The sequence below is a fragment of the Myxacorys chilensis genome (assembly GCF_059505265.1).
Genome location: NZ_JCACKG010000005.1, coordinates 1 through 15,552 on the forward strand (window position 1 = coordinate 1; position 15,552 = coordinate 15,552).

Sequence of the window (15,552 nt, forward strand, 5' to 3'; positions counted from 1 at the left end):
CCTCTCGACCGCTTGACCAATATAACAATAGAAATATAAGGGTGTCAAGCTGTTCCTGCAAGAAAATTGGAAAAAGACAATGGATAAGCTCAAACATAAGCTCAGAAACAGATTGGGCAGTTACTAAACCGATTAACCCATAGTGGAAGAATGGAAGACGCTGGGTTCTGGTGATGGGCGTGACCGCGATCGCAGGTTTAATAATTTCAACGCCTCCATAAGCTTCAGATAGGAGAGTAGTCCTTCTTAGTGTTGAGGTGAAGAATCATCCCAAATAATCTTTCCCATGCTAGAGGCAGTGGAGCAGTAAGCGTTAGCACAATATGAAGAGTTGAGATCAGTTTCAAAGTTTTTGACGAAGCGCTCATCGAGCTTGGCTAGGTTTGGGTATGACTCGCATTCTTGTTGTGGACGATGTGGCTGATAATTCTTTTTTGCTTCAAACTCTTCTGGAGTGCGAGGGTTATCAGGTAGACGTTGCTGATAGCGGTTGGGAAGCTCTTGTCAAAATGGAATCTGCACCGCCAGATCTAGTATTGCTAGACATCATGATGCCGGGCATGAGTGGGTATGAAGTTGCTCATCGAATCCGCCAAAATCATCAGCTTGATTCGGTTCCAATTTTATTCGTGACGGGATACGATTCTCCTGCGGCTGCGATCAATGATCCGGTTCAATTTACTGGAGTCATTCGTAAGCCTGTAGAGGTAGATAGTTTAGTGATGCAAGTACAAGCTGCATTAGATCAGGATGAGTAATATTGAGACAGTAGTTCCTAGGACGACTTTTAAGCGAAGTAGTGGGGTTTTATTGCATCCAACTAGTCTACCTAGCCAATTTGGAATTGGAGATTTAGGCAAGGCAGCCTATAAGTTCATTGATTTTTTAGAGCAAAGTGGTCAGGCCTGGTGGCAGATTCTACCTTTAGCACCGACAGGGTACGAACACTCACCTTACACTATGAACTTTAGTGCATTTGCAGGAAATCTACTGCTGATTGATTTAGAACGATTGATGGAAGAGGGCTTGCTGCGTCGAGAGGAGTTGAAGCCGCTTTCAAATAGCGATTCGCTCCGCGAAGCTCCGAAGGATCGCGTTGATTTCGATCAGGTTGTTCCTTACAAGATTCAGTTACTTGAGCTAGCGTACTCTCGCTTTAAGCCAGACACTCTATTTGAGCAGTTTGCTCAGGAGCAGGCTTACTGGCTAGACGACTTTGCTTTATTTATGGCGCTTTTAGAGGCGCATGAAGGGGAGCCTTGGACAAAGTGGGAGACATCGATCGCACGACGAGATCCTGATGCAATTCGTGAACAAAAAGAGAAATTCCAGACAAAAATTCAGTTCTATAAGTTCTCGCAGTTTAAATTCTTTCAGCAATGGTCGGCGTTGAGAGACTATGCTCACCAGAAAAATATCAGCATTATCGGCGATGTTTCAATTTACGTCTGCCACAATAGCTCTGATGTGTGGGCAAATCCTGAGCTATTTAAACTCGATCCAGAAACGTTAGAGCCTGCCTTTATTGCTGGAGTTCCACCCGACTACTTTAGTGAGACGGGTCAGCTTTGGGGGAATCCTGTTTATGACTGGCCGCGATCGCAAGAAACCAAGTTTGATTGGTGGATTAAGCGTTTTCAAGCAACCTTACAATATGTCGATGTTGTTCGGGTTGATCACTTCCGTGGATTTGAGGCCTATTGGCAAGTTCCAGCCGGGGAAGTAACAGCCATGAATGGAGAGTGGGTGAAAGCACCGGGAATCGAGTTTTTTGAAACTTTGAAAGAAAAGCTTGGAACTCTACCGATCATGGCGGAGGATTTAGGGATTATCACTCCAGAGGTTGAGGAGTTGCGCGATCGCTTTGAGTTTCCTGGAATGCGAATTTTAATGTTTGCGTTTGATGGCGATCCAAACAATGTTCATCTACCCACTCGTTACGTTCCCAATTCAATCGTTTATCCTGGAACCCATGATAATGACACCGCGATCGGATGGTGGGGAAAGGCAAGTGATCAAGAGAAGCAAAATGTTTTGCGCTACCTAGGTCATGATTCAGCCGAGGAAATTTCAGAGATTATTCATTGGCAAATGATTCATACTGCAATGGCATCAACTGCCAGTCTAGCTATCATCCCATTACAAGATATTCTAGGGCTTGATCACACGGCTAGAATGAATGACCCAAGCCAGAATGCAGGAAATTGGCGCTGGCGGTATCTCAGTTCTGAAATGCTCACACTAGAGCTGTCAAAGCAGCTTTTAGAGTTGACCGAGCAAACCAATCGCATCGCAACCTAAGAATAGATAGGTTGGAATAGAGACACGATCGCAAGCCTAACAGGTTTGCGATCGTGTCTTTCCTAATTAGACTCGTTGAGCCATTTGATAAGCACTTGTAAGTTTATCTAACTGCTGAATTAGCAAGCTAAGGAACAAGCCTACATCGGTTACAACGCCTACAGATTCAACAGAGCCGCGATCACTGAGTTTTGTCACAACAGCAGGATTGATATCGACACACACCATTTTTACTCCAGCAGGAGTCATATTTCCAACCCCAATGGAGTGCAACATGGAAGACAACATTAAAATCATGTCAGCTCCAGCAATCAGACGAGCATAATCTTCTTGCGCTTTCATCAAATCCATCTGCGTATCTGGTAACGGTCCGTCATCTCGAATCGATCCCGCTAATGAAAATGGAACATGATTACGAACGCACTCGTAGAAAATCCCCTTGTCGAGAACACCTTCTTCAACGGTTTTGGCAATACTGCCATATCTGCGAACGGTATTGATCACTTTAAGATGGTGACGATGCCCACCGCGAACCGAGACGCCCCGCTGCATATCTACCCCCAGCGATGTGCCCATGAGCGACTGTTCCATGTCGTGAACCGCGATCGCGTTGCCGCCGAGCAACGCCTGCACATATCCTTCACGAACCAAATGAGCGAGATGCTCGCCACCGCCTGTGTGAATCACGACTGGACCTGCGCTCACCACGACGCGCCCACCCTGATCGCGAATCTGTCTCAGTTCCCAAGCGATTTGTTCAACCACTAACTCCACTCGGCGTTCACTCGACACGCCTGCACCCATAAAACTAAATTCTTGAGTATTGCGCTGTTCTCGAGATTCGGGTTTGCGGATCGTCCGAATTCCTTCGACGCCGACGACAACGCGATCGCTCGTTTGCAAATCTCTCAACAGTTTACATTCAGCAGTTTTAGAATCGGCAGACACCGCGATCGCGGCATCCATGCGCTGTTTATCTACTGTGACCCACTCGTTGTTGATGCGCACTTGAGTTGGATAGATCGTAGTCACATAGAAATCATCGGGCGCAACACCAATTTGAGCGACAGCTTCAAGAAGGCAATCACACACTTCTTGAGGCGGAGGCAGTGCACCTAAGTCGATCAATTGAGACATGATCGTTTCCATCACACTATGCGATGGAGCCGTCACCTTGACGTCTGCTGAAGAGGTACTCTGCCGCTGCACCCCCAAGTTAAAGTTGAGGACTTGAAAACTTCCACCCGCCTCAACCACAACATCTAAAGCGCGATTAATCAAGCCTGAATCCAGCAAGTGACCCTCCAACCGAATTGTCCGGCTTTCGATTGTCGCGCTTGCGTGAAGCTCTACTCGTACAGGTTCAGTCACTCTTAAAGTCAGGCATTTTGCTGCACCACCCGCCTTGAGAAACTCTGTCAATGGCGTTTCAATCACGCGAAATCCTGCTTCAGCAACGCGCTTTTTAAGGTCATCGCTCGCTTGATTCATGATGACTACATCATCAATGTTGACCGAATTACAAGCGAAATTCGCTGCATCCGCTTCGGCAACAGCAATCCGCTTTTCAGCAGGAACCCGCATTTCAATTAAGCGGTTAGAATACGCATCAAACGCAGGGGGATAGTAGAGTAAATATCCGTTTTTTAACGGACAGAAACACGTATCTAAATGGTAGAAACGCTCATCCATCAACCGCAATGACAACACTTCTACATCCAGCCATTTTGCTAGGTAGGGATGAGAATCCAGTTCAGAGCGAAAGCCATAGCCTGCCCACAACCACCGACCTTCGCGATCGAACAATGCATCCCCCGCGCCTTCAAACGGCAACTCTGGCGGCAATTCATGCACTGTAAATCCATTCTCTTCAAGCCACTGTTTAAAGAACGGTTCTTCCCCTTGCCGTTCTTTGTGAAAGAAGCGACTCAAAACGGCAACGTCGCCCAACACCAAGCCAGCGTTGGCAGTAAATACCATATCTGGAACGCCAATTTGAGGTTTAACAAGATCGACGATCGCATGATCTTTAATGACGCTGTGTAGTTTTTGCCACTGGTCAACGGCGCGATCGCGGGACGATTTGTGAATATTGCCCTCCATCCAAGGATTAATGACATAATCCACGTCGTAATGGTCGGGCGCGCACATAAGGAAGCGAAGGGATGAAGTCATAGAGAGATCTTGGGTGATTGTGCAATGAACGCGACATAGCATTATAGGCTGCTAAAAGAGGCATTCCTACAAGTGCTAAAGCCGTATGTCATGAGAACATTAGACTTCTGTAGAACTCATTTTTACAGTTTGAGCAAATTGCAGAGTTTTGATGTCGATCGCGTGAGAAGAATAGCGCAATATTTAGAAGCTGCAATTGGCTCTGAAGGATCGCATTCAGTCTAGAAGTCGTGATTAACCCCTCATAGGACTTACATAAATCGTTTCGATGCTATAAGTGCAGCCACAGGTCTCTACAAACAGAGTTTCTTTGGTAACGAGGGTTCTTCCATCGTAACGAAGGTTGCTTCTGGCATAAGGAAGATTGCTTCCGTCGCAAGGAAGATTGCTTCTACCTCAAGGAAAGCTGCTTCTGGTGGAAGGAAGGGTTGCTTTTGCTGTAAGGAAGGTCGCTTTTGTCGTAAGGAACTCTCCTTCTGGCGTAAGGTAAGGTTGCTTCCGTCGCAAAGAAAGTTGCTTCTGGTGAAAGGAAAGTTGCTTCTAGTGGGAGAAACCTTGCTTCTAGCGTGGGGAATGTTGCTTCTATGATTGAGTCTAGGTTCAATATCGTTTAAGGTTCAGTGTCGTGATGCCACTGAGCACGTAAGTCCTAACTTAGTAAATGTCTATTTGTCTGTTTTCTTTATACTAAAGCTAGTGATTTGGTGAATTAGCGATGAGTCAGCTAGAAGTCAACCAAACAGAAGCAGGTCAGACAGAGGCGCGGATGCATTGGACAACTGCCGATCTAGAGCTACTTCCAGAGAACGGTAAGCGCTACGAAATTATTGATGGAGAATTACTTGTGACTCGTGCGCCCAGATGGACTCATCAAAGAGCAATTAGTAGAATCTGTAGTGTGCTGGAGTTTTGGTCAGATGAGACGGGGTTAGGAGAGGTTGTGCCTGGAGCGGGCATCATTTTTACTGACAGCGATAATGTGATTCCTGATGTCGTGTGGATCAGTAAGGAGCGGTTATCGGTAGCGTTAGATAGAGCAGAGCATCTGACGATCGCACCAGAGTTAGTCGTTGAAGTTGTATCTCCAGGAGCCGAGAATGACCGACGGGATAGACAGCTAAAACTGCGTCTTTACTCTGTTCAGGGTGTTCAGGAGTACTGGATTGTTGATCTTGAACTGAAGCAAATTCAAATTTACCGACGTGAAAACGTTGCCCTTGTTTTAGCGACGACGCTACTTTCTGGTGATCAAATTGTGTCTCCGCTACTGCCTGGATTCAACTGCACGGTCAATCGAATTTTCAGTTGAGAGTCATCAAGACAAGATTCATCAAAGGTAAGCTGCTGGATCGGTCGGTTCACCGTCTTTTCTGACTTCAAAATGGAGGTGAGGCCCAGTTGATAATCCGGTTGAGCCTACTGCCGCGATCGCTTGTCCGCGCTCAACCGATTGCCCTTCCGCCACATAGAGTTCACTAGAATGTCCATAAAGCGTCGTGATGCCGTTGCCATGATCGATAATCACCGCATTTCCGTAGCCACCATACCATCCGGCAAAAATAACGGTTCCGCGATCGGCAGCCCGAATTGTACTCCCGTAGTCCGCAGCAAAATCCATTCCAGAATGAAATTTTTGGTAGCCCAAAATAGGATGCATTCGCCAACCAAAGGAACTACTGATCGGCGCATCGCTGGGAAATACAAACTGTTCTGTTCCTAGCACAACCGACACATCACCATTTTTGGCGCGTTCTGCCGCAAGGCGTCTTTGATTTTCGGCAACCCGTCGTTGAATCAACTCACTAATGCCTTGAGAATCTTTTGCCAGTTGTGCTTCTGCGGCTTCGAGGGCACGACGATCGCTTCTCAGCCGATTCACCACTTGATTTTGATAGGTTGCCTGCTGCTCATACTCTGATTTTTGTGCGTGGAGTTCTTGAGTAATCAGATCAATATCGTTTTTGGTCTGCTCTACCTGAGTCCGCTGATTATCCAACCGATCGGCGTTAGTTTTTAGGTTGGTCAGAATATTACGGTCTTTTTGATACACCCGTTTCAGTTGATAACGCCGGTCGAGAAAATCATTTAGGTTTTGGCTCTCAAGCAATACCGCCCAACCGCTTGCACCCTGCTGCTGTTGCAAAAATCGTAGGCGTGAAATTGTAGCAGACTGGCGCTTGCGATACACTTTTTCTGCCCCATCAAGCGATCGCTCTAATTTCTTTAAAGCATTAGTTGTAGATTTGAGTTTTGCTTCACTCGTCTGAATTTGGCTACTCGTGGCTTGAATCGTCTTACGAATACCCTTCAAATCTCCTTGCGCTTTTGTTTCAAGTTTTTGAACGCGATCGCGCTCTTTTTGTACCAGCGATCGCTGCTGATCGACATGCTGTTGTTTTTGTTTTAACGTATCAATTGTTTCTTGTGATCCGGCAGGGAGTGCCGTCACAATCATCCAAATGCCAATGCAGCAAATGATGCTCCACAGCAGATACCTAAAGTTTGTCGATGAGCGATTCAGCATTTTTACGTAGCTTAGCCGTTATCAAATCAAACATTATTATGACCGCAATTTCTGCTTAGGCACGATCTTCTTAATTGAGTCAGTAGTATCAACCGTTTGTTTTCGTCACGTCCTCGTGATCCCTTGCAGCTTGGCAAACTAATCACATGATTTCTATAGATTGAGATAGTGTGTAGCAGAAGATTGTGTCGCATAATAAGCAGTAGGGCTTTTTCAGAAGCGTTGATATAAAAATTACCTTTTCAACCAAGTTGAACTTCCTTTTCGGTAGGCATCTCGCCCGATTATTAAAAAGTAATTCAGAGATATATCGGTTTAATTGGCAATTAAGCGGGCATATCTTCACGCCATCTGATCTGTACCATATATGCATAGCTCCCAGACTCGTAGCGTTCACCGCATCCTTGCTTGGAGTCATTTCTATCAAGTCGGCAGCTTACTCAAGCAGATGGGTGAGCCAAACGCTCTGATTCTGACCGAGTCAAATGTAGAAGGTTTAGAACAGCAGACTGACAGTTTTGTTGCTGTAGTTTCTTCGGGGTTTAATGCGCTCCTAGAAGGCAACTCTGTGCCCTTCGCGTCAGAAAATGCCTGCCAATTGCAGCTAACGTTTGATCCGATCGCGATCGCGCTTTTTCTCTCTACTCTCGCTTCTGATCTGTCAGAGCATTCCTTTCTAAGACAGCAGATTGCTAATGCGATGCTGCATTTACAGCCAAACGACCCTCAGCTTCAAAGTCAATTTACGCTGCAACTGATTGAAACGTTGTTTGCGCCGACTGTTGAACAGTCAGGCTCTGTTCTCGTTGAACCACCACTGCAACAGCAAGTTGAACAAGAGCGCTTACTCCATAAAGTGACCTCATTAATTCGCCAGAGCCTAGAGTTACCTGTGATTCTTGAAACAGCCGTTCAGCAGGTGCGTCAGTTTTTAAACGCCGATCGGCTAATCATTTATCAGCTTGATATTTCGGCTCCGTCCTGCTTGCTGTCTTCCGAACCTCAAATTCCGGCGCATGAGACCATTCCCAAGTTAGACGGAATTACTTACGAATCCCGTAGAAGTGACACCGTTCCTTCAGTGCTTCACCTTGTGAAAGACGACGGCGATCAGACGCAGCACCTCTGGAGCACTCATCGAAAGGATCTGACTTGGGCGATCGTCGATGGTCAAATCTCCTCTCAGACGCAGCAGTTGCTCAAGCTCTCCCCTCAAGCACAAGTACGGGCAGAATTAGTCACGCCAATTGTGGTTCAGGACAACCTATGGGGATTGCTCATTGCCCATCAGTGTTTCACAGCGCGAGACTGGCAAGAAAACGAGAAAGCGTTTCTGCATCAAATTGCAGAACATCTTGCGATCGCCATTCACCAGTCCAACTTGTACTCGAAACTGCACGCCCAAACGCTGACCCTTGAACAGAAAGTGTTTGAGCGGACGCAAGCTCTGTGCGATACGCTGATAGCGGCGCAATCGGCAAGTCGAGCCAAGTCAGAATTTTTAGCCACGATGAGCCACGAACTGCGATCGCCGTTAACCACAATTATTGGCATGGCAGCAACTCTACTGCGCTGTCAGGAACAGGCGCAGCAGTCTGGATTGCCGCTATCAAAGCAGCAAGAGTACCTGCATACGATTCAAAGTCGGGGTGAACACCTGCTTTCTCTGATCAACAATATTTTAGATTTATCTGAAGTTGAAGCGGGAAAGATGGCGTTGGAGATTGAAGAATTTTCCTTGACTCAGATTGCTCGCCATGTCGTTGAAGCGCTGCAAGCACGAGCCGATCTCAAACACGTCAAACTTGATCTCAAGATTCAACCAGATCAGGTAGATGTCCAGTTTCGAGCCGACCCTCAGCGAGTTCAGCAGATTTTGATCAATCTGCTAACCAACGCGATTAAATTTACGCCAGAGCAGGGGCGCGTCACCTTACGCACGTATGTTCATGACAACATAGCGATTTTGCAGGTTGAAGATAGCGGCATTGGTATTTCTGAAGAACAGCGATCGCTACTGTTTCAAACGTTTCAGCAATTGGATCACTCTTACGATCGTCAGTATGAAGGCGCAGGATTAGGATTAGCCCTGACGAAACAGTTAGTCGAATTGCACGGTGGCTCGATTGAAGTGACCTCGACAGTCGGAGTTGGCTCAACGTTCACGGTGCATTTGCCAGAACAAAGACTTCCTGAACATCTGTCTGCACGTTAGTTTATCCGAGTGTTTGTGAACCACTTTTAGAAAGAGCGTTCTAAGTCTGGACGAACGAGTTCTCGCAACGTTTCTTCGGGCGATCGCGGAGTCCAGCCGAGATGTTGTCGCGCTTTTGTCGCATCGACACGCACACAGCGATCGTAGACATAATGTGCCCGTTCTTTGTCAATCGGCGGTTGCCACGAGAAAACACGACCTACGACATCTAAAACGTTAGCCACCACTCGAACGAGGGATTTAGGAGCTTCGCGAGGGGGCGGAATATCAGTTTCTTGGCTAAAAATCTCGAACATGTCACGAGTGGAGAGATCACCTGCCGAAATGATGTAGCGCTCTCCCGCTTGTCCGCGCTCTGAAGCGAGAATCATCGCGTTGGCTAAGTCGTCTACATGAACAATTCCAGTAATTCTGTCGCCCCCTGCCCACAGTTTCAGACGCCCTTTGAGAAACGAAGTTAACACAGGTTTGAAATGTGGATCGTCGCTGCCAAAAATTCCTGAAGGCAGCACGCTGACGATGTGAAAGCCATTCGCGGCGGCTTGATCAACAAGCTGCTGAGCCTCGTATTTCGTGCGATCGTAGGCGGAGGAAAATCCGGTCTGTTCCCGTTTGAAGGTTTCATCGATCGTTTTGCCTTCCGTGTCACCAAAAATGCCGATTGTGCTGCAATAGACCATTTTAGGAACGCCAGCTAATTGTGCAGCTTCTAGAACGGCGCGAGTTCCGTCTACGTTGACTCGTTCCATTTCAGCCGCATTGACCAGTCCAAGTTCGACATAAGCGGCCGTGTGGAAGACAACATCTACACCCGCCATCGCTTGATTCAGGGCAGCGCGGTCAGTGATGTCACCGTAGACGAAATCAATAGGACACTGGGCAAGGCGAGAAAGATTACTGGATTTGCGAACGACTCCGACGACAGAATCGCCACGTTTGAGCAACGCTTTGACAAGATGCGATCCGGTAAATCCATTTGCCCCTGTAACTAGTGCCTTCATATCAGTGTTTTAGTATCGCGATCGTGGATTTAAATGTGCAGAATTTCACAAAGATTTTTCGTAAATGCGGTACGTCTTGTAAATGGTGCCTCCCGACGCCTCAATCAATTTCCGGGATGGAGCATTGTCTTCGTAGATCCAAGATAGTTCTGCTTGCTTGTAAGGTTTGCCTTTTTGAACTGCGCCTTGCAATCCTAAATAAATTAATCCAAGCGGAACTAATTTGCGGCGAAATTCGGGAAGCGACGCGATCGCAAACACGCGACCTTGATCAATTCGACGGCGATACCACAGAAACTTGAGAATGCCTAACCAGTTTAGCTTGCCATTTACATGCTTTAGCGCAATGTTATAGTCCGGCAAACTCATGAAAAAACCGATCATTTCACCGTTGTATTCTGCGATCGGAAATGTATCTGGATCAACTAAGCTTTGTAGCGATTGTGCTTGTTCTAAAAATTCGTCTTGCGTTCGGGGTGTCGAACTCCAATTGCCTGAAAATGCTTTTGTGTAGAGCTTGTACATCTTGATCGCATCTTGGGTAAAGTCATCTCCTTTAGTTCGGATGGAGCGGAATGTTACTCCTGATTTGCACGCAATTTTGTAACCCTTCTCAAATTCAGGCGATAGAGGTTTGTCTAACGGCAGATTGTAGGCGTAAGCATCTTTCGCCTTCTGCCAGCCATCGCGCACCATAAATTCTGGGTAGTAAGCCGGGTTGTAGGGCATCATCACCATTGGCGGTGAATCAAAGCCATCGACCAGAAAGAAACAGGAGTTTTGAGTCGAGAAGTTGATCGGACCTCGAACCTCTGTTAGGCCGCGATCGCGTAACCAATCGCAAGCAGAGTTGAGGAGAGACGTTGCGATCGCGGCATCATTAATACATTCAAAAAAACCGAACAGTCCGACGTTGTTTCCCTCACGCTCAATCAATCGTCGGTTCACCATCGCCACAATTCGACCTACTCCTTCTCCGTCCTTCACCGCAATAAATGGCTGAAGCTCTCCATATTGGCGAAACGGATAGTCAGGTGAAAGCTCTTTGATAAGGTCGCTCCGCAACGGTGAAACCCAGTTTGAATCATGGGCATACACTCGCGCAGGCACATCTAAAAAGATTTCTTGGTGTTGGGCAGTTGTAACGGGGATGATTTGAACAGGTTTAGAAGAATTCACGGCACAATCCTCTTAGTTCAATCGATTGAGTTCAAAATCATATTCACATTGATTCAGAATTCAATGTTGAATGTGATTAATCTTCACTGTGGAGTTTAATCGATTCAATAAACAATTCATACTCTAATTTTTAAGCGATGCTCCTTAGTGGGCACAAACACTCAACCACAATTAGAACTATTGCCCAGCGTACTAAGCTATCACTCTATCATCAGTTACAGAGGCGTTAATCCAGAATGCTGTAGCCGCAAAATTATTCATACAGGACTAACCGATCGAGGGCAGAACGGAGGCTAAGAGTTGCTTTCGTTGCGAGCGGCGGCCATTCGCTGTTGGGCGAGTGTACTACGGGCACGAACGGCAGCATTATCGTCTTGGTTTGCTAGGGTGTTAAGTTGGGCTTCGATTTGAGCCAACCAGGGGGATTGAGTATTGAAGAGGGCAAGTTCTTGCAGTGCTACGACTGCCGCATAGCGAACGATCCACTCATGATCCTGTGAAACGATCAGGAGCGCTTCTAACGATTGAAGCTGAGCTTTTTCCACCTGATCAGGTTGTAATTGCTCCCAGCGTGAAATTCCCAATCCTTTTGTTGCGGCACGACGGACGCTCAGCGCGAAATCGTTTTTTGCGGCATCTAACAAGGTCGGTAATGCGCGTGGGTCAGCGATCGCGGCTAGTGCCCGAATTGCCCAAGCTCTAGCGCCATAGTCATAGTCATCCAACTGTTTTAAAAGTGGGATAACGGCAGGTTCTCCAATGCGAATGAGTCCATCTACAGCTGCCACAGCCGCCCCCGGATTGTTGTAGCCTAATGCGGTAATCAGCACTGGAACTTCAGCTTCAGAGGCCACTTCTGCCAATGCCTGCACTGCTTGTAAAAGACGAATCGCGGAATCTGCGTCGTCAACAGCACGAATTAACTGGAGGACTTGAGGATCAGTCATGAGAAAAGGTTTAAGCGCAATCTGAACATAAACCATTCTATTTGACCTGGCTTACTCAATGCTGACAACTATGAAAACTGAACAAGGGAAATGAACAAGAGACGAGCAGAACTGACGCAGCAGATTTTGAGTCTTCATTTTAAAGTCACTAATTCTGTTCTATTTTCCATAGCTTCGGTTGCTTTATTGAGTTTTTGTTGAGCTAATTATTTACGGTATTGTGATTGATTTCGATAATACATTCGATATAGCTAAATTCAATCTCATTGTGAATGCATTGCAATAGCGCTTCAGACAATAAACTCTAAAAACTGACGCTTACAATTCTTATACACACAGTTCTGATTACGTGCCGATGCCCGCTAAAGCAACGAATCCATCAAGGTCATGACATGAACCGCTCCGTCCGAAAGCTCAGGCAGTGGGGTTTGTTTAACCTGGTGTTCGAGTAAGCCTTTGAGCGCAATCAGCTTGAGACTATTTTCTGCTAGCGTTTGCGCGATCGCATCAGCAGCAGCGAGATACCCGATCGCACTCAAATCAGCTAATGCCGATCGACGCAATGACAAATTATGCCCCGCTAGTGCCTTAACCAGCAGATCGCCGTACTGTCGATCTTGAGTGAGTTGGTACAGGGCGCGAGCCGCTGAGTATCGAACGCGCTCGATCGGATGGTCAAGAAACTTGGTAAATGCACGCTGCACTTCGCTCGAATCAAAAGGAGCAGTTGTCGAATGTAATTCCCCCAGCGCCTCTAAAATTGCATCGTAAGGCTGGACGAGATCAGAGTCTACTGGAGAAGGAAGCGTTCCAGGAACCTCATTGTTGAGCAATCGCATCAATACTGGAATCGCAGACGGATCGCCCAATTGCTCTAGCGATTGAGCCGCGGCTTCTCGAACATAAAAATCTGAGCACTCTAAACTTTTGATCAGGGAAGGTACAGCCATATTGGGTACTGACGGATGGCGCAATTTCCCCAACGCACGCGCTGCATTTCGCCGGAGCGGATATCCTCCCGCCTCTGTGCGATCGGACTCATCTTCCAACGCGACCATTAAGCTCTCGATTGCTTCAGGCTCGTTTACTCGAAACTTACCAAGCCACCAAGCAGCATACATTCGCAGACCCCGATCTTCACCGCGTAGGTTTGCGATCGCAGTTTCGATCGTCAAATGTCCCCCAGATGGAGAATCAATGCCGTCATTTGCTTCACCACTCATGTGACTTTCCAGAAAATTCGTCAATTTCTATGATCTGCACAAGTCTAACTCGATCAGGCCGGGGTTTGCTTTAGATTTGATGATGGATCTATCAAACGACCGCCCCAAACTTTCGTGAGAACCGGATGGGCTACTAAATCACCTGCTAATCTGTCACATCCGCAAGCGAAGCCTCCAGAAGTACCTTAAATCCGTTGCTAATTCGTAACTCCTGATTTTTGTTCTCAAAAAATTGGCACAAAAAATAGGCTGCTGTAAGCAACCTATTTATACCGATTCAGAGAAATATCAAACAAAGATAGCAATTCGTAACTCAATACAAATTGCGGCTGATTTAGGTTCCAGTCATCCAGGAGTTGGTGTACTCAATCTGGTCAGCTGTTAGAGAATCAATGGTAAAGCCCATCGCCTGCAGCTTCAGACGCGCAATTTCTTGATCCAACTCAGTTGGAATAGGATACACATCAGGAGCCAGCTTGCCCTTGTTTTTCACCAGGTACTCGGCCCCTAGCGCTTGGTTTGCAAAGCTCATATCCATTACCGCGCTGGGGTGGCCTTCAGCCGCCGCCAAATTGATCAGACGACCTTCGCCCAACACAACAACCGATTTACCGCTCTTCAGCTTGTATTCCTCGGTGAAGTTGCGAACCGTCTTCACATCGCTGGCACGATTTTTTAGCGCTTCGAGGTCGATCTCGATGTCAAAGTGACCCGAGTTCGAGACGATCGCACCATCTTTCATCGAGTCAAAGTGATCTCCGCGAATCACGTGCTTGTTGCCCGTAACGGTGATGAAAATATCACCTTTCGTAGCGGCCACATCCATCGGCATGACTCGGAAACCATCCATCACCGCTTCGATCGCAGCAACAGGGTTGACTTCAGTCACGATCACGTTAGCGCCCATGCCGCGTGCCCGCATTGCTGTACCCTTGCCACACCAGCCGTAGCCAGCAACAACAATGGTTTTACCCGCCAGCAGAATGTTGGTCGCCCGAATGATGCCATCTAGGGTGGACTGACCCGTCCCATAACGGTTATCAAAGAAATGCTTTGTTTCTGCATCGTTGACGTTGACTGCTGGGAAGGTCAGTGCGCCATCGCGCAGCATCGCTTTGAGGCGAACAATCCCAGTCGTCGTTTCTTCAGTGGTTCCGATGATATCTTCAAGCTGATGCTTGCGCTGTTGAACTAACGTTGCAACCACGTCACAGCCATCATCAATAATGATATTCGGACGGTGATCAAGCGCGATTTGCACGTGCTTGTGATAAGTCGCATTGTCTTCGCCTTTCAGGGCAAAAACAGGAATGCCATAGTCAGAGACTAAGCTTGCCGCCACGTCATCTTGAGTAGACAATGGGTTGCTGGCAATTAGAAGGGCGTCCGCGCCGCCTGCTTTAAGGGCGATGGCGAGATTTGCAGTCTCGGTCGTCACATGAGAACAAGCAACGAGTCGGATGCCCTCAAACGGCTTCTCTTGCGCAAAGCGATCGCGAATTTGCTTCAGCACAGGCATTTCACGCCCAGCCCATTCAATTCGCTGCTTGCCCTGAGGAGCCAAAGAAATGTCCTTGACTTCGTATTTCAAGCGCTCTGGAGTCGCTACCATGAATTCGATTCCTCTAGATAAATCAAATGAAAGATAGGGATCTGTAAAATCCCTCTTAACAAATTAGCCTGCAATTTCAAAACAAGCCATCTAAAACTCGGAGATCTTCAAGTTTTTTAGAGGATTTGCCAAAATCAGAGGCAGAAGTACTTCCTTCGGAATACTCCTCTACACAAAGTGCATTGAAGTCGCCTCTGAAGTCAAGGTGAGCAGCAAAGCTTATTGACGATTTAACAGAACGGTCCACAAACTCTAGCAAGTCATCATAAAGTCATTCATATAATCGTTGAAGTCCTTTTATGATTTAACAGAAATACAAAATTTGACTATTCAATTCTTACTTGTTAACGAAATAGTTAACAGATGTATTGTAGA

At 46.9% G+C, this 15,552-nt stretch carries 11 protein-coding genes; 4 read left to right on the forward strand and 7 right to left on the reverse strand.

What is annotated here, in order from left to right; translation table 11 throughout:
• Window positions 1-389 precede the first annotated feature (389 nt).
• Together AC5JLB_RS00200 and malQ are read left to right on the forward strand one after the other, a co-directional pair.
• Window positions 390-758, forward strand: coding sequence for a response regulator (locus AC5JLB_RS00200; RefSeq protein ID WP_495871843.1), 369 nt, complete (start codon window positions 390-392; stop codon window positions 756-758).
• Window positions 751-2,301: a 4-alpha-glucanotransferase gene (malQ, locus tag AC5JLB_RS00205; protein ID WP_495871844.1), complete on the forward strand. Its 1,551-nt coding sequence runs from the start codon at window positions 751-753 to the stop codon at window positions 2,299-2,301. The genes AC5JLB_RS00200 and malQ overlap by 8 nt, the downstream gene beginning before the upstream one ends.
• Window positions 2,302-2,367: 66 nt before the next feature.
• On the opposite strand, the gene argZ is transcribed toward malQ, so the two are convergent.
• Window positions 2,368-4,476 carry a bifunctional arginine dihydrolase/ornithine cyclodeaminase gene (gene argZ / locus AC5JLB_RS00210; RefSeq protein WP_495871845.1) on the reverse strand — a complete coding sequence of 703 codons (2,109 nt, stop codon included), beginning with the start codon at window positions 4,474-4,476 and terminating at the stop codon, window positions 2,368-2,370.
• Window positions 4,477-5,191: 715 nt separating this feature from the next.
• Between argZ and AC5JLB_RS00215 the strand changes: the two genes are divergently transcribed.
• Window positions 5,192-5,785, forward strand: a complete 594-nt coding sequence (locus AC5JLB_RS00215) for a Uma2 family endonuclease (protein ID WP_495871846.1) — start codon at window positions 5,192-5,194, stop codon at window positions 5,783-5,785.
• A gap of 21 nt (window positions 5,786-5,806) precedes the next feature.
• On the opposite strand, the gene AC5JLB_RS00220 is transcribed toward AC5JLB_RS00215, so the two are convergent.
• Window positions 5,807-7,000 carry a murein hydrolase activator EnvC family protein gene (locus AC5JLB_RS00220; protein WP_495871847.1) on the reverse strand — a complete coding sequence of 398 codons (1,194 nt, stop codon included), beginning with the start codon at window positions 6,998-7,000 and terminating at the stop codon, window positions 5,807-5,809.
• Window positions 7,001-7,367: 367 nt separating this feature from the next.
• Here AC5JLB_RS00220 and AC5JLB_RS00225 point away from each other — a divergent pair, with 367 nt between their 5' ends.
• Window positions 7,368-9,215: a sensor histidine kinase gene (locus AC5JLB_RS00225; protein WP_495871848.1), complete on the forward strand. Its 1,848-nt coding sequence runs from the start codon at window positions 7,368-7,370 to the stop codon at window positions 9,213-9,215.
• Between the two features lie 26 nt (window positions 9,216-9,241).
• Here the strand turns inward: AC5JLB_RS00225 and AC5JLB_RS00230 are convergent, their stop codons facing one another.
• The 5 genes from AC5JLB_RS00230 to ahcY form a co-directional block, all read right to left on the reverse strand.
• The gene (locus AC5JLB_RS00230) at window positions 9,242-10,216 is read right to left on the reverse strand and encodes an NAD-dependent epimerase/dehydratase family protein (protein ID WP_495871849.1); all 975 of its coding nucleotides are present in this window, start codon (window positions 10,214-10,216) and stop codon (window positions 9,242-9,244) included.
• A 45-nt stretch (window positions 10,217-10,261) separates the two neighbouring features.
• Window positions 10,262-11,395: a hypothetical protein gene (locus tag AC5JLB_RS00235; RefSeq protein WP_495871850.1), complete on the reverse strand. Its 1,134-nt coding sequence runs from the start codon at window positions 11,393-11,395 to the stop codon at window positions 10,262-10,264.
• A gap of 293 nt (window positions 11,396-11,688) precedes the next feature.
• Complete coding sequence (gene cpcF, locus AC5JLB_RS00240) at window positions 11,689-12,342, reverse strand: C-phycocyanin alpha-cysteine-84 phycocyanobilin lyase subunit CpcF (protein WP_495871851.1); 654 nt, start codon at window positions 12,340-12,342, stop codon at window positions 11,689-11,691.
• Window positions 12,343-12,704: 362 nt separating this feature from the next.
• Entirely contained in the window at window positions 12,705-13,565 is an 861-nt protein-coding gene (cpcE, locus tag AC5JLB_RS00245) for a C-phycocyanin alpha-cysteine-84 phycocyanobilin lyase subunit CpcE (RefSeq protein WP_495871852.1), read from the reverse strand.
• A gap of 334 nt (window positions 13,566-13,899) precedes the next feature.
• The gene (gene ahcY, locus AC5JLB_RS00250; protein ID WP_495871853.1) at window positions 13,900-15,177 is read right to left on the reverse strand and encodes an adenosylhomocysteinase; all 1,278 of its coding nucleotides are present in this window, start codon (window positions 15,175-15,177) and stop codon (window positions 13,900-13,902) included.
• Window positions 15,178-15,552: the final 375 nt, after the last annotated feature.

Excerpts from the sequence above, each read along its gene's own strand:
- AC5JLB_RS00200 (WP_495871843.1), top strand. The coding sequence starts at position 390 with ATGACTCGCATTCTTGTTGTGGACGATGTGGCTGATAATTCTTTTTTG.
- malQ (WP_495871844.1), top strand. The coding sequence starts at position 751 with ATGAGTAATATTGAGACAGTAGTTCCTAGGACGACTTTTAAGCGAAGT.
- argZ (WP_495871845.1), bottom strand. The coding sequence starts at position 4,476 with ATGACTTCATCCCTTCGCTTCCTTATGTGCGCGCCCGACCATTACGAC.
- AC5JLB_RS00215 (WP_495871846.1), top strand. The coding sequence starts at position 5,192 with ATGAGTCAGCTAGAAGTCAACCAAACAGAAGCAGGTCAGACAGAGGCG.
- AC5JLB_RS00220 (WP_495871847.1), bottom strand. The coding sequence starts at position 7,000 with ATGCTGAATCGCTCATCGACAAACTTTAGGTATCTGCTGTGGAGCATC.
- AC5JLB_RS00225 (WP_495871848.1), top strand. The coding sequence starts at position 7,368 with ATGCATAGCTCCCAGACTCGTAGCGTTCACCGCATCCTTGCTTGGAGT.
- AC5JLB_RS00230 (WP_495871849.1), bottom strand. The coding sequence starts at position 10,216 with ATGAAGGCACTAGTTACAGGGGCAAATGGATTTACCGGATCGCATCTT.
- cpcF (WP_495871851.1), bottom strand. The coding sequence starts at position 12,342 with ATGACTGATCCTCAAGTCCTCCAGTTAATTCGTGCTGTTGACGACGCA.
- cpcE (WP_495871852.1), bottom strand. The coding sequence starts at position 13,565 with ATGAGTGGTGAAGCAAATGACGGCATTGATTCTCCATCTGGGGGACAT.
- ahcY (WP_495871853.1), bottom strand. The coding sequence starts at position 15,177 with ATGGTAGCGACTCCAGAGCGCTTGAAATACGAAGTCAAGGACATTTCT.